12 protein-coding genes and 1 tRNA gene are annotated in these 14,286 nt (G+C 56.6%); 2 read left to right on the forward strand and 11 right to left on the reverse strand.

Annotated elements, in window-relative coordinates:
• Position 1: 1 nt before the first annotated feature.
• Positions 2-2,584, reverse strand: coding sequence for a leucine--tRNA ligase (gene leuS / locus ACCW71_RS19060; RefSeq protein WP_436374101.1), 2,583 nt, complete (start codon positions 2,582-2,584; stop codon positions 2-4).
• Positions 2,585-2,827: 243 nt separating this feature from the next.
• Here leuS and ACCW71_RS19065 point away from each other — a divergent pair, with 243 nt between their 5' ends.
• Positions 2,828-3,310, forward strand: a complete 483-nt coding sequence (locus tag ACCW71_RS19065) for a zinc ribbon-containing protein (protein ID WP_436374103.1) — start codon at positions 2,828-2,830, stop codon at positions 3,308-3,310.
• A gap of 46 nt (positions 3,311-3,356) precedes the next feature.
• On the opposite strand, the gene ACCW71_RS19070 is transcribed toward ACCW71_RS19065, so the two are convergent.
• From ACCW71_RS19070 to miaB, 9 genes are all read right to left on the reverse strand, one after another.
• A complete protein-coding gene (locus tag ACCW71_RS19070) occupies positions 3,357-4,082 on the reverse strand; it encodes an amino acid ABC transporter ATP-binding protein (RefSeq protein ID WP_436374105.1) in 726 nt (241 codons plus the stop codon).
• The gene (gene gltK, locus ACCW71_RS19075) at positions 4,083-4,760 is read right to left on the reverse strand and encodes a glutamate/aspartate ABC transporter permease GltK (RefSeq protein WP_436374106.1); all 678 of its coding nucleotides are present in this window, start codon (positions 4,758-4,760) and stop codon (positions 4,083-4,085) included.
• Positions 4,760-5,500, reverse strand: coding sequence for an amino acid ABC transporter permease (locus ACCW71_RS19080; protein ID WP_436374108.1), 741 nt, complete (start codon positions 5,498-5,500; stop codon positions 4,760-4,762). Before ACCW71_RS19080 ends, gltK begins: the two co-directional genes overlap by 1 nt.
• Before the next feature lie 278 nt (positions 5,501-5,778).
• Complete coding sequence (locus ACCW71_RS19085; protein ID WP_436374110.1) at positions 5,779-6,675, reverse strand: amino acid ABC transporter substrate-binding protein; 897 nt, start codon at positions 6,673-6,675, stop codon at positions 5,779-5,781.
• 431 nt (positions 6,676-7,106) lie between these two features.
• Positions 7,107-8,630 carry an apolipoprotein N-acyltransferase gene (gene lnt, locus ACCW71_RS19090; RefSeq protein WP_436374112.1) on the reverse strand — a complete coding sequence of 508 codons (1,524 nt, stop codon included), beginning with the start codon at positions 8,628-8,630 and terminating at the stop codon, positions 7,107-7,109.
• Positions 8,631-8,634: 4 nt separating this feature from the next.
• Positions 8,635-9,516 (reverse strand): CNNM family magnesium/cobalt transport protein CorC, encoded by an 882-nt coding sequence (gene corC, locus ACCW71_RS19095; RefSeq protein WP_436374113.1) that lies wholly within the window; start codon positions 9,514-9,516, stop codon positions 8,635-8,637.
• 81 nt (positions 9,517-9,597) lie between these two features.
• A complete protein-coding gene (ybeY, locus tag ACCW71_RS19100; protein WP_436374115.1) occupies positions 9,598-10,071 on the reverse strand; it encodes an rRNA maturation RNase YbeY in 474 nt (157 codons plus the stop codon).
• Positions 10,068-11,129: a PhoH family protein gene (locus ACCW71_RS19105; RefSeq protein WP_436374117.1), complete on the reverse strand. Its 1,062-nt coding sequence runs from the start codon at positions 11,127-11,129 to the stop codon at positions 10,068-10,070. The genes ybeY and ACCW71_RS19105 overlap by 4 nt, the downstream gene beginning before the upstream one ends.
• Positions 11,130-11,338: 209 nt before the next feature.
• On the reverse strand, positions 11,339-12,763 hold the full coding sequence (miaB, locus tag ACCW71_RS19110; protein WP_436374119.1) for a tRNA (N6-isopentenyl adenosine(37)-C2)-methylthiotransferase MiaB: 1,425 nt from the start codon (positions 12,761-12,763) through the stop codon (positions 11,339-11,341).
• Positions 12,764-12,935: 172 nt separating this feature from the next.
• On the opposite strand from miaB, the gene ubiF reads away from it, so the two are divergent.
• The gene (gene ubiF / locus ACCW71_RS19115) at positions 12,936-14,108 is read left to right on the forward strand and encodes a 3-demethoxyubiquinol 3-hydroxylase (protein ID WP_436374121.1); all 1,173 of its coding nucleotides are present in this window, start codon (positions 12,936-12,938) and stop codon (positions 14,106-14,108) included.
• A gap of 101 nt (positions 14,109-14,209) precedes the next feature.
• Here the strand turns inward: ubiF and ACCW71_RS19120 are convergent.
• Positions 14,210-14,284: transfer RNA gene (locus ACCW71_RS19120), tRNA-Gln, on the reverse strand.
• Positions 14,285-14,286 lie beyond the last annotated feature (2 nt).

Below are 14,286 nucleotides of genomic sequence, written 5' to 3' on the forward strand. Positions count from 1 at the left end.
CTTAACCTACGACCAGGTTAAGCAGTTTGCCCGGTACATAAATGACTTTACGGATAGTCACGCCGTCCAGATACTTCGCCACCAGATGTTCCTGTGCCGCGCGTGCCTGAACCTGTTCCTGTGTGGCGTCGGCGGGCACGGTAATTTTACCGCGCACTTTGCCGTTAACCTGCACCACCACCAGCAGTGAATCTTCAACCATAGCCGCTTCATCAGCAACCGGCCAGGCCGCTTCATCGATGGTGCCTTCGCCACCCAGCGTCTGCCACAGAACATAGCAGGCGTGCGGAGTGAACGGATAGAGCAGGCGAACCACCGCCAGCAGCGCTTCCTGCATCAGGGCGCGATCCTGCTCGCTCTCCTGCGGCGCACGTGCCAGTTTGTTCATCAGCTCCATCACGGCCGCGATGGCGGTGTTGAAGGTCTGACGACGGCCAATGTCATCCGCCACTTTGGCGATGGTTTTGTGCAGGTCGCGACGCAGCGATTTCTGCTCATCATTCAGGCCAGCCACATCCAGCGCGACGCTAGCGCCTTTCTGGGTGTGTTCATAGACCAGCTTCCAGACACGCTTCAGGAAACGGTTCGCCCCTTCCACGCCTGACTCCTGCCACTCCAGCGTCATATCCGCAGGCGAGGCAAACATCATAAACAGACGCACGGTATCCGCGCCGTAACGCTCGACCATCAGCTGCGGGTCAATGCCGTTGTTTTTCGACTTCGACATTTTGCTCATGCCGGCGTAGATCACTTCGCGGCCCTGATTGTCGGTCGCTTTAACAATGCGGCCTTTCTCGTCACGCTCAACCTCAACGTCAACCGGAGAGACCCAGTTGCGCTCGCCGTTGGCACCCAGGTAGTAGAAGGCGTCAGCCAGCACCATGCCCTGGCACAGCAGACGTTTGGCTGGCTCATTGGAGTTGACCAGGCCCGCGTCACGCAGCAGCTTGTGGAAGAAGCGGAAATACATCAGGTGCATGATGGCGTGTTCAATGCCACCGACATACTGATCGACCGGCAGCCAGTAGTTGGCCGCCGCCGGGTCCAGCATCCCGTCTTTGTAATTTGTGCAGGTGTAACGCGCGTAGTACCAGGAGGACTCCATAAAGGTGTCGAAGGTGTCAGTTTCACGCAGCGCCGGCTGGCCGTTGACCGTGGTTTTGGCCCACTCAGGATCGGCTTTGATCGGGCTGGTGATACCATCCATCACCACATCTTCCGGCAGGATCACCGGCAGCTGGTCTTCTGGCGCGGGCATCACGGTACCATCTTCCAGCGTCACCATCGGGATTGGCGCACCCCAGTAGCGCTGACGGGAGACGCCCCAGTCGCGCAGACGGTAGTTAACTTTACGCACGCCCACGCCTTTAGCGGCCAGCGCGTCAGCAATGGCGTTGAAACCGGCGGCGTGATCCAGCCCGTTAAATTCGCCAGAGTTGAACAGTGCGCCTTTGTCGGTCATCGCCGCGGCGCTGACGTCAGGTATGCTGCCATCCAGGTTCAGTACCACTGGCTTAATCGGCAGATCATATTTGGTGGCAAACTCCCAGTCGCGTTGATCGTGCGCCGGTACGGCCATCACAGCACCGGTGCCATATTCCATCAGCACGAAGTTGGCGACCCAGACCGGGATAAGCTCGCCGGTCAGCGGATGGATAGCCGACAGGCCAGTGGCCATGCCTTTCTTCTCCATGGTCGCCATATCCGCTTCCGCCACTTTGGTGGTGCGGCATTCAGCGATAAAGTCAGCCAGTGCCGGGTTGTTAACTGACGCCTGGGTCGCCAGCGGATGACCCGCCGCCACCGCAACGTAGGTGGCGCCGATAAAGGTATCCGGGCGGGTGGTGTAGACGGTGACTTTCTCTTCGCTGTCGGCGACGTCAAAGGTGATTTCCACCCCTTCGGAACGGCCAATCCAGTTACGCTGCATGGTCTTGACCTGCTCAGGCCACTCTTCCAGCGTATCCAGGTCGTTCAGTAACTCTTCCGCATAGTCGGTGATTTTGATAAACCACTGCGGGATCTCTTTACGCTCAACTTTAGTGTCGCAGCGCCAGCAGCAGCCGTCGATCACCTGCTCGTTCGCCAGCACCGTCTGATCGTTCGGGCACCAGTTGACGGCGGAGGTTTTTTTATAGACCAGGCCTTTTTCAAACAGGCGGGTAAAGAACCACTGCTCCCAGCGGTAATACTCTGGCTGACAGGTCGCCAGTTCACGGCTCCAGTCGTAGCCAAAACCCAGCAGTTTAAGCTGGTTTTTCATATAGGCGATATTATCGTAAGTCCAGGGAGCCGGTGCCGTATTGTTCTTAACCGCCGCTCCTTCCGCAGGCAGGCCGAAAGCGTCCCAGCCAATCGGCTGAAGCACGTTTTTGCCGAGCATACGCTGATAACGCGCGATGACATCGCCGATGGTGTAGTTACGAACGTGGCCCATGTGCAGGCGGCCAGAAGGATAGGGCAGCATAGAGAGGCAATAGTATTTTTCTTTGCCTTCCTGCTCCGTCACTTTAAACGTTTCGTTTTCATCCCAGTGCTGCTGCACACGGGATTCAATCTCTTCCGGGCGGTATTGCTCTTGCATGGCTGCCTGTGGTCCTTAATGAATAACATTTTTCTGACGTTAAGATCCGCATAGCATACCCATAAGGCCGCGTATCAACAACACTTCCCCCTTGTGCTGGCGCGATTTCTGCTGAAAGCGTCAGCCTCTTCACCCTTTTGTTATTTAGCCGGAAGAAGAGCGGGTAAAAGCCACAAACGGCACGGTAAACCGCGCAAAACGACTAAACTTAAGGCAGCGGTGACCACCATTAAGGAGAATAAAATGAACAAAGTCGCGCAGGAATATCGTGAGTCGTTAGCGGTGTTGACCGAACGGCTTCGCGAGGGCGATCGCAATATCGATGAACTGATTGCCGGGCGACGCAGCCAGTTGCTGGCCCGGGCGGAGATGAGCGCAGAGCAGATTGACCAAGCGCTGCGCTCGGTGCGCCGTGATTTAGAAGAGTTTGCCCGCAGCTATACCGACGCGGAAGAGCCGCTGGCCGATTCGCTGTTTATGCGCATTATCCGCGAAAGCATCTGGAAGGAACTGGCGGACATCACCGACAAAAGCCAGCTGGAGTGGCGTGAGGTGTTTCAGGATCTGCATCACCACGGCGTCTATCAAAGTGGTGAAGTGGTGGGGTTGGGTAATCTGGTGTGTGAAAAGTGCCACTTTACCCGGGCGATTTATACCCCGGAGACCCTGTCGCGCTGCCCTGAATGTGGTCACGATCAGTTTGAGCGCGAGCCTTTTGAACCCTGATTGGTGCGATAAAGAGGCGGGTCACGATTTGTGACCCGCACGGTTTTTAGTGCAGAATTTTGGCGAGGAAATCTTTAGCGCGGTCAGACTGCGGGTTATTAAAGAATTCATCTTTGTTGGTGTCTTCGATAATTTTCCCTTCATCCATGAAGATCACGCGGTTGGCCACTTTGCGTGCGAAGCCCATCTCGTGCGTCACCACCATCATCGTCATTCCCTCCTGCGCCAGCTCCACCATCACATCCAGCACTTCGTTGATCATCTCAGGATCGAGCGCCGAGGTCGGCTCATCAAACAGCATCGCAATCGGGTCCATACAGAGCGCACGCGCAATCGCCACGCGCTGCTGCTGGCCGCCGGAGAGCTGACCGGGAAACTTCTCCGCGTGAGCCGACAGGCCAACACGCTTCAGCAGCTTCAGCCCTTTATCGCGCGCCGCCGCTTTGTCGCGCTTCAACACTTTCACCTGGGCCAGCACCAGGTTGTTGATAATGCTGAGGTGCGGAAACAGTTCGAAATGCTGAAACACCATCCCCACCTGGCTGCGAAGCTGGGCAAGGTTGGTTTTTTTGTTGTTCACTTCAGTACCGTTTACCGCGATCACGCCCTGCTGAATCGGCTCCAGTCCATTCACGGTCTTAATTAAGGTCGATTTACCCGAGCCTGACGGCCCGCAGACGACCACCACTTCACCGGTTTTGACTTCGGTTGAGCAGTCGGTCAGCACCTGAAAGTGACCATACCACTTAGAAACGTTTTTCAGGCTAATCATTTAAACCGTCCTTTTTCTTTTTAAATAGCTGACCAACAGCGAGGCGCTCAGGCTGATAACAAAGTAGACCAGACCGGCAAACAGAATCATTTCAACCTGGGTGCCGTCACGTTCACCAATGGTGGAGGCGGTACGGAAGAAGTCCGCCAGGCTTAAGACGTAGACCAGCGAGGTATCCTGGAACAGCACGATCCCCTGGGTCAGTAGCAGCGGCACCATGGCGCGGAACGCCTGCGGCAGGATAATCAGCCGCATCGATTGCCACGGCGTCATGCCCAGCGCCAGCGCGGCGTTGCCCTGGCCACGGGAGATACTGATGATCCCGGCGCGGATAATCTCCGAATAGTAGGCTGCCTCAAACAGCGAAAAGGCGACCATCGCGGAAATCAGCCGGATGTCGGTTTTGGGCGACAGGCCCAGCACCTGTTGCAGAAAACTCGGCACTACCAGATAGAACCAGAGCAGCACCATCACCAGCGGCACCGAGCGGAACAGGTTGACATAGATTTTGGCGAACCAGCTGATCGGCTTAAAGGCTGACAGACGCATCACCGCCAGCAGGGTGCCCCACAGAATGCCGAACACCACCGCGGTGATGGTGATCTTAAAGGTAATGATTAAGCCGTTAAGCAGATAGGGCAGGCTGGGGGTAATGGAACTCCAGTCAAACTCGTACATTACTTGCCTCCCGCATTGCCTGGCAGCCGGACTTTGCGCTCGACCAGACTCATCAACAACATAATCACCGCGTTAATGGCGACATAGGCCAGGGTAATCGCGGTAAAGGACTCATAGGCGTGGGCAGAGTAGTCGAGCAGCTTGCCCGCCTGGGCCGCCATATCCACCAGACCAATGGTCGAGGCGATCGCGGAGTTCTTCACCAGGTTCAGCATTTCCGACGTCATCGGCGGCACAATCACACGATAGGCATTCGGCAGCAGCACATAGCGGTAGGTCTGCGGCAGGGTTAATCCCATCGCCAGTCCGGCATTCTTCTGACCCGCCGGCAGTGACTGAATGGCGGCACGCACCTGCTCGCAGACGCGGGCGGCGGTAAACAGACCCAGACAGATCATTGAGGAGAGGAAGAACTGAATGTTGGGATCAAGCTCAGACTTAAACCACATGCCGAGGTTTTCGCCCACCAGTTCGGGCACCACCAGATACCAGAAGAAGAACTGGACGATCAGCGGGATATTACGAAACAGTTCGACATAGCAGGTACCAATGGTCGCCAGCAGGCGATTAGGCACGGTGCGCAGAATGCCGAAAAAAGATCCTACGCAGAAGGCGATAATCCAGGCGCAGCAGGAGACGGCTATCGTCACCTGAAAACCGGACCACAGCCAGCCAAGGTAGGTTGTATTACCGAACGGGGCCTGTTCGAGAAATATGCCCCAGTTCCAATCGATACCCATAACGAGCTCCGGGAAAAAAAGGGTAGCGAAGCTACCCTGAAGATTGATGAACGGCGTTTTATTTCCTGACTCAGGGGAACGACCCGGGTCAGTCTGTCTGTCCATGCCGTGGTTTCAGCAATCGAGAGGGCAGCCAGGCCACCCTTGTTATACCCGCCGTCTTTCAGGCTGCATTTTTGCAGGCCTGGTTCACGCCCCCGACTCGCTTACCTGAGTAAGCTCATCGGGATGCCTGTTCCTGCCTTGATGCAACCTGAAATCCATTGGGTATTTTTTTGTTAATTCAGTGCTTTGTCATTCGGCGTTTTGAACAGCGCTTTCATGTCATCTGACAGCTCAAAGTTCATGTTCAGGTTCTTTGGTGGAATCGGCTGTTTAAACCAGGTGTCGAACCATTTTTCCGCCTGACCGGAGGTCTGCGCTTTAGCGATGGTCTCATCCACTAAGGTTTTGAACTGCGGATCATCTTTACGCAGCATGCAGCCGTAGGCTTCTTTTGACTGTGGTGTGCCTAAGATTTCCCAGTTGTCCGGTTTTTTGGCTTTCGCGCGTTCACCGGCCAGCAGAGCATCATCCATCATAAAGGCCACGGCACGACCGGTTTCCAGGGTACGGAAAGAGTCGCCATGATCTTTAGCGCTGATAATGCGCATCTCCATTTTTTTGTCGTCGTTCAGTTTGTGCAGCAGCACTTCAGAGGTGGTCCCTGAAGTCACCACCACGGTTTTGCCCTTCAGATCGTCAAAATCTTTGATCGGGCCATCTTTTTTAACCAGCAGACGGGTGCCGATAACAAAAATGGTGTCAGAGAAGGCGGCCTGCTTCTGGCGCTCAAGGTTGTTGGTGGTCGATCCACACTCAAAGTCGTAAGTGCCGTTTTGCAGCAGCGGAATACGGTTTTGTGAGGTAATCGGGATCATTTTGACCTGTAAATCTGGCTTGTTCAGCTTCGCTTTGATGGCATCCACAATGGCATTGGAGTAGGCCTGGGAGTAGCCGACGACTTTTTGCTGGTTGTCATAATAAGAAAAGGGAACTGATGATTCGCGATGCCCGACCACAATGACGCCATTGTCATTGATCTTCTTCAGGGTGCCGCTGAGATCTTCCGCCTGGGCCGCTCCCGCCGCTGCGCTGATCAGCAGAAGAGATAATGCCACTTTGCGTAGTTGCATGTTCCAACTCCTTCGTATGAAAAATGCACAGGATATAACCTGCGCTGATTATGATGTTGTGTCTGTTTTCTGCTGCGTTTCGGGTCATTCTGCGGTGTAAATGGGCGCAGAAGAGTCACTAACATAGCGGATTGTTAACGCGATGAAACAAAAAAGTTTCTTTTTTGCGAGGTGATACGCACCAAAAAAACGCATTTTTATCGGCCTGCGCAATAAAGGTGCAGCAGAAGCGACTATTTTGGTGCAACCGGCCTGGCATCAGCGCCTGTATTCCGCCTGTTTGCGAAAAACATTGAAATATTTAGCAATCATCGTGCCAGAAAAGCGTAAATAGCGGTTCGGGTAGCAGAGTATGCGGTGCGGGGAGCGGGAAATAGCGCAGAGTGGGGAACAAGGCGAAGCGGATGCTTCGCCTTGCGGGGCAGGAAAGATTATCGGCGGCGACGCAGCAAGGCAATCGCCGCGGCCAGCAGCGTCAGAGACCAGACCGGCCAGAGACCGGCCCGGGCATAAGGCGTGACGCCCTGAGTAGGCGTCACCTTGCTGACCAGCACATCGCGGGTAAACTGCGGCAGTGACTTCTCAACGTCACCGCTGGCATTGACCACCGCCGTCACGCCGTTATTGGTACTGCGCAACAGCGGACGGCCCAGCTCCAGCGACCGCATCCGCGCCATCTGGAAGTGCTGCCACGGGCCGATAGAGTGACCAAACCAGGCGTCATTTGAAACGGTCAGCAGGAAGCTGGTGTCAGGATGGAAGTTGGCCCGTACCTGCTCACCCAGCACGATCTCATAACAGATGGCGGTGGTGAGGTTATAGCCCGCTACGCTCAGTTGCGGCTGGAGATAGTTACCCCGGCTGAAGGCGGACATCGGCAGATCAAAGAACGGTGCCAGCGGACGCAGCAGATCGGCCAGCGGCACAAATTCGCCAAACGGCACCAGGTGATTTTTCTGGTAGCGATTGCCGCTGAAGTAGTTGTAGGGCGTTTTGCCACCCAGCACGATCACCGTGTTGTAGTCGTGATAACGGTTCTGCTCCAGCCGCGAGTCAACAATGCCGGTGACCAGCGAACTGCCGCGCTCACGCAGCTCATCATCCAGCGAACGCAGGAACGGCTGCTGATTGCTCTCCAGGTCGGTGATCGCCGATTCAGGCCAGATAATTATCGGCGCTTTGCCCATTAGCGGCTGACTGAGACCGGTATAGATGCGCAGGGTATTGAGTAACTGCTGCGGGTCCCACTTCATCGACTGTGGGATATTACCCTGCACCAGCGCTACCTCGACCGCCCGCTCGGGCATCGGCTGAACCCACTGGATGTAGCGTAACGGCCACGGCAGTGCCAGCAGCAGCAGAGCCGCCACCAGACTTCTGACGCTGCGCTGTTGCAGCGCATACGCCAGCAGGCCAGCCACCACCATCAGCAGGAAGGTCAGGGTTTCAACGCCCGCAAGCGGCGCCAGACCTTTCAGCGGGCCATCAATCTGGCTGTAACCAAATTGCAGCCACGGAAAGCCGGTCAGCACCCAGCCGCGCAGAAACTCGGTAATCTGCCACAGTGCCGGGGCGGCCAGCGCCATGCGCCACAGCGTTGTTCGCGGCCAGAGGCGATTCAGTACGCCCGCAAACAGCGCCGGGTAGATCGCCAGATAAGCCGCCAGCAGCGCCACGATAAAGACATTGACCGGCCCCGGCATGCCGCCAAAGGTGGCGACACTGACGTACACCCAGTTGACGCCGCTGCCAAACAGACCCACACCCCAGACAAAGCCGATGGCACTGGCCTGCGGGCTGGAGCGATTAAGGGTCAGCAGCTGTAGACCGCCCAGCGACAGCAGTGCCGCGGGCCAGAAGTCGTAGGGGGAGAAGGCGAGGGTGCCGCACGCACCCGTTAACAGAGCCAGCAGCAGGCGAACCCGCTGGCGCGGGTAGAGTGAGGCTAAAGCCATAGACTTATTCGTCTTCCAGTTGAGGTTGTGGCGAGTTTTCGGGAATAGTCACGTGAACCTGGATGATACGGCGGCTGTCCGCCATCGTTACCTTGAACTGGTAGCCCTCAATGTCGATGCTTTCACCCCGGGCCGGCAGATGACCGAATCCCTGCATCACCAGACCCCCGATGGTGTCCACTTCATCATCACTGAACTGAGTACCGAACACCTCATTGAAATCTTCAATCGCGGTCAGCGCCCGCACGGTGAAGGTGTGGCGATTAAGCTGACGAATATCACGATCTTCTTCATCGTCATACTCATCTTCAATCTCACCCACGATCAGCTCCAGGATGTCTTCGATAGTGACCAGCCCGGAGACGCCACCAAACTCATCAATCACAATCGCCATGTGGTAACGCTGGGAGCGGAACTCTTTCAGCATCCGGTCCACACGCTTACTTTCAGGCACCACCACCGCCGGACGCAGCACTTTCTCAATGCTGAATGGCTCAGATTCGCTGCTCATAAACGGCAGCAGATCTTTGGCCATCAGAATGCCTTCTACATGATCTTTATCTTCACTGATCACCGGGAAGCGGGAGTGGGCGGAGTCAATGATCACCTCCAGACACTCTTCGAGGTTCTGATTACGTTTCAGGGTGATCATCTGCGAGCGCGGGATCATGATGTCACGCACGCGCTGCTCCGCAATATCCAGTACCCCTTCGAGCATGTCGCGGGTATCCTGGTCAATCAGCTCTTTGTGATTTGAGTCGCGGATCAGCTCCAGTAGCTCATCACGGTTTTTAGGTTCACCGTGAAAAAGTTGGTTGATCAACAGGGAAAAGAATCCCTTTTTACTACTGGGTGCATCGCTGTTTTGAGAATGGTCGTCGCTCATGGCGGTTTTTAAAGATCTCTCTGGTGAGGAAATAGAGACTGTCGGCGCGTTGCCGACAGCCGGTTAGCCTGAAAATGGGGCTCAGGCGTCTTCTTTCTCCGAAATGTACGGATCAGGATACCCAAGAGCAAGCATTATCTCGGTCTCCAGTGCTTCCATCTCTTCGGCTTCGTCATCATCAATATGGTCGTAGCCCAGCAGGTGCAGCGTGCCGTGTACCACCATATGGGCCCAGTGGGCTTCAACACTTTTCCCCTGTTCTGTGGCTTCCTGTTCAACCACCTGACGGCAGATAATCAGATCGCCCAGCAGCGGCAGCTCAATGCCTGGCGGCGCTTCAAACGGGAAGGAGAGCACGTTGGTCGGCTTGTCTTTACCGCGATAAGTCAGATTTAACTCATGACTTTCCGCTTCATCAACCAGACGCACCGTGACTTCGCTTTCCGGCTGAAATGGGGTGACGGCCGCTGACAGCCAGCGATGAAACTGGCTTTCAGCTGGCAGGTCCGCGCTGTTTTCACAGGCGACCTGGAGATCGAGAATGACCTCGCTCATTTGCTCTCCTGGGTGGCGCTCTGTGCCGCCAGTGCGTCGCGTTTACGCTCTTCCGCCTGCTGGTCGCGACGAGTCTGATCGGCCGCTTCCCAGGCTTCATAGGCGGTAACGATGCGGGCAACCACCGGATGGCGCACCACATCTTCACTGTGGAAGAAGTTGAAGCTGATCTCTTCAACGTCCGCCAGCACCTCAATGGCATGGCGCAGGCCCGATTTAACGTGACGCGGCAGGTCAATCTGGGTGACGTCGCCGGTGATCACCGCTTTCGAGTTAAAGCCGATGCGCGTCAGGAACATCTTCATCTGCTCGATGGTGGTGTTCTGGCTCTCATCAAGAATAATAAACGCATCGTTCAGGGTGCGACCACGCATATAGGCCAGCGGGGCCACTTCAATCACGTTACGCTCCATCAGCTTTTCAACCCGCTCAAAGCCGAGCATTTCAAACAGGGCGTCGTAGAGCGGACGCAGATAGGGGTCCACTTTCTGGCTCAGATCGCCGGGCAGGAAGCCCAGTTTTTCACCCGCTTCCACCGCCGGACGGGTCAGCATGATGCGGCGGATCTCCTGGCGTTCCAGCGCATCCACCGCCGCCGCTACCGCGAGGTAGGTTTTACCGGTACCGGCCGGGCCGATACCAAAGGTGATGTCGTGGTCCAGCACGTTGGCGATATACTGCGCCTGATTTGGCGTGCGCGGCTTAATCACGCCGCGTTTGGTCTTGATATTGACCGCTTTGCCATACTCCGGCACGCTTTCCGCGGTCTGCTCCAGCACCCGGCTCTCTTTAATCGCCAGGTGAATCTGGTCTGGCTCAATATCGGGGATCTCGCCGCGCAGGGGCGCGGTATCAACATAGAGCGTTTTCAGAATATCCGCGGCGGCGTTGACGCAGAGTGCGCGTCCCACCAGTTTAAAGACGTTGTCGCGACGATTGATCTCAATGCCCAGACGACGCTCAAGCTGTTTTACATTATCGTCAAATGGCCCGCACAGGCTCATCAGGCGACGGTTATCGGCCGGTTCAAGGGCGATTTCACGAGTTTCGATATTCAAACGAATCCTTTGGGTCACTCAGGGCCAGTTATGAGGTGTGTCTGGCGCACCGTTACGCTTAAGCGGATGCACCATAACGAAATTATTTATGCCGTAACGCCAGGGCGCAAGCTTATGAAAAGATATTTGGGCGGCACTTTCAGAAAGCAAGTGCAACAGGGTGAAATTGGCGGCAACGCGACGCGCGCTGCCGCACAGTAAAGCAGGGATCACGGCTGGAACTGACCGACGCCGATCTCATTCTCTTTGCGGGTACGGGCAATTACCGACGCCGGGCTTTGCGCCATACGCAGGCCCATCTCTTCTTCGGTCCGCACCAGCCGGCCGCGCAGTGAGTTGGTGTAGACATCGACAATTTCTACATCGACGAATTTACCGATCATCTCGGGTGAACCTTCAAAGTTGACCACGCGGTTATTTTCGGTACGACCAGAGACTTCCATCACGTTCTTGCGGGAGATGCCTTCCACCAGAATACGCTGCACTGTGCCGAGCATCCGGCGGCTGATCGCCTGCGCCTGCTGGTTAATGCGATCCTGCAATATCCACAGACGCTGCTTTTTCTCCTCTTCGCTGACATCATCCGGCAGGTCAGCAGCAGGGGTGCCTGGTCGCGCCGAGTAGATGAAGCTGAAGCTGACGTCGAAGTTCACCTCGGCGATGAGCTTCATGGTCTGCTCGAAATCGTGCTGGGTTTCACCCGGGAAGCCGATGATGAAGTCAGAGCTGATCTCAATATCCGGGCGGGCGGCGCGCAGTTTGCGGATAATCGCCTTATACTCCAGCGCGGTGTGCGCCCGTTTCATCAGCGTCAGAATGCGGTCCGCGCCGCTCTGCACCGGCAGATGCAGGAAGCTCACCAGCTCCGGGGTATCCCGATAGACGTCGATAATGTCGTCGGTGAACTCAATCGGATGGCTGGTGGTGAAGCGAATGCGGTCGATACCGTCGATAGCGGCGACCAGGCGCAGCAGCTCGGCAAAGGTGCAGATCTCTCCATCAAAAGTGGCGCCGCGATAGGCGTTGACGTTCTGACCAAGCAGATTGACTTCGCGCACGCCCTGGGCCGCCAACTGGGCAATTTCCAGCAGGATGTCATCGCTGGGACGGCTCACTTCTTCGCCGCGAGTGTAAGGCACCACGCAGAAAGTACAATATTTGTTGCAGCCTTCCATAATGGAGACGAAGGCGGTCGGGCCTTCGGCGCGCGGCTCGGGCAGACGGTCAAATTTCTCGATTTCCGGGAAGCTGATGTCGACCACCGGACTTTTGCTGCCGCGCACGGTGTTGATCATTTCTGGCAGACGGTGCAGGGTCTGCGGGCCAAAGACAATATCCACGCAGGGCGCACGCTGGCGAATGTGATCCCCTTCCTGCGACGCCACGCAGCCGCCGACGCCGATGATCAAATCCGGGTTACGCTCTTTTAACTTTTTCCAGCGCCCCAACTGGTGGAAAACCTTCTCCTGCGCTTTCTCGCGAATAGAACAGGTGTTGAGCAGCAGAATATCTGCCTCTTCAGCGACCTCGGTCAGCGTGTAGCCGTGCGTACTGTTCAGCAGGTCGGACATCTTGGATGAATCATACTCATTCATCTGACATCCCCAGGTTTTGATATGCAGTTTTTTTGTCATCGAACTAGCCATTGATTCAGTGCAGTGAAGTGCAGGGCGCGTATTGTAATGCTTTGATGCTGTTGTGACCAGCCTGAGGGCTTTTCTGATCGTGCCGGGATTTTCCGGTACACTTTGCGCTATTCAGCAGCGCGCGGCCCTGGCGGGCGAATCTAAGAAGAGGGACAGGATAATGCAGGATAATCAGTTTGATGTGGTGATTGTCGGTGGCGGTATGGTCGGTGCCGCGCTGGCATGTGGACTGACGCAGCATCAATTCCGGGTGGCGGTAATTGAGCGCGCCGAACCCGCCTCTTTTGATGCCGACAGCGATCCCGATCTGCGGATCTCGGCGATCGGTTCATCCTCTGTGGCGTTACTGAAGCAGCTTAACGTCTGGTCGCGGGTCGAGGCGATGCGGTGCGCCCCCTATCGCAGGCTGGAGACCTGGGAGTGGCAGACGGCGCAGGTCAGTTTTGATGCCGCCTCGCTGGGTTTGCCAGAGCTGGGCTTTATGGTGGAGAACAGCGTGCTGCAACGGGCACTCTGGGAGGAGATGCAGTCGCTGGGTGTGACCTGTTACTGCCCGGCCACGCTGGAAGATCTGCAACCGGAGAATGGCGGCTGGCGGGTTAAGCTGAGCGACGGCACGGCGTTACATACCCGGCTGGTGGTTGGCGCGGATGGGGCCAACTCTCAGGTGCGGCAAATGGCCGGCATCGGTATTCATGGCTGGAGCTATGCGCAGTCCTGTCTGCTGATCAGCGTGAGCTGTGAACATCCGGCAGGCGACGCCACCTGGCAGCACTTTACGCCGCAGGGACCCCGCGCCTTTCTGCCGCTCTATGACAACCGGGCGTCGCTGGTCTGGTATGACGCGCCTGCGCGGGTGCGTCAGTTACAGGCGCTGCCGCTGCCACAGCTGGAGAAAGAGATCGCCAGCCACTTCCCGGCGCGGCTGGGCCGTTTCAAAGCTCATGCGACGGGCGGCTTTCCGCTGGTCCGCCGCCACGCCTCACAATATGTTCTGCCGGGACTGGCGCTGGTCGGGGATGCCGCGCACACCATCAATCCCCTGGCGGGGCAGGGTGTGAATCTGGGCTATCGCGATATTGATGCGTTAATCGAGGTGCTGGTCAGTGCGCGCGGCGCGGCGGAAGACTGGGCTGCCGAACGGGTATTGCAGCGCTATCACCGTCAGCGTCGTACCGACAATATGCTGATGCAGGGCGGTATGGATCTCTTCTATTTCGCCTTCAGCAATCAGCTGGCACCACTACGGATTGCACGCAATCTCGGCCTGATTGCGGCGCAGCACTCCGGGGCGCTGAAGCGTCAGGTGTTGCGCTATGCGCTGGGGCTGTAACTGAGGTCGCGTTTCGGCTCGCCGCAGGGCGGGCCGACAGGGCAGGAGTGGGGTAGTACAAAAACAACAAAGCCCGCAAAAGCGGGCCAGGTTGTGCAATTTGGCTGGGGTGCAGGGATTCGAACCCCGGAATGCTGGTATCAGAAACCAGTGCCTTACCGCTTGGCGACACCCCAAT

The organism is Pantoea sp. C2G6 (assembly GCF_051336815.1).
Lineage (GTDB): Bacteria > Pseudomonadota > Gammaproteobacteria > Enterobacterales > Enterobacteriaceae > Pantoea.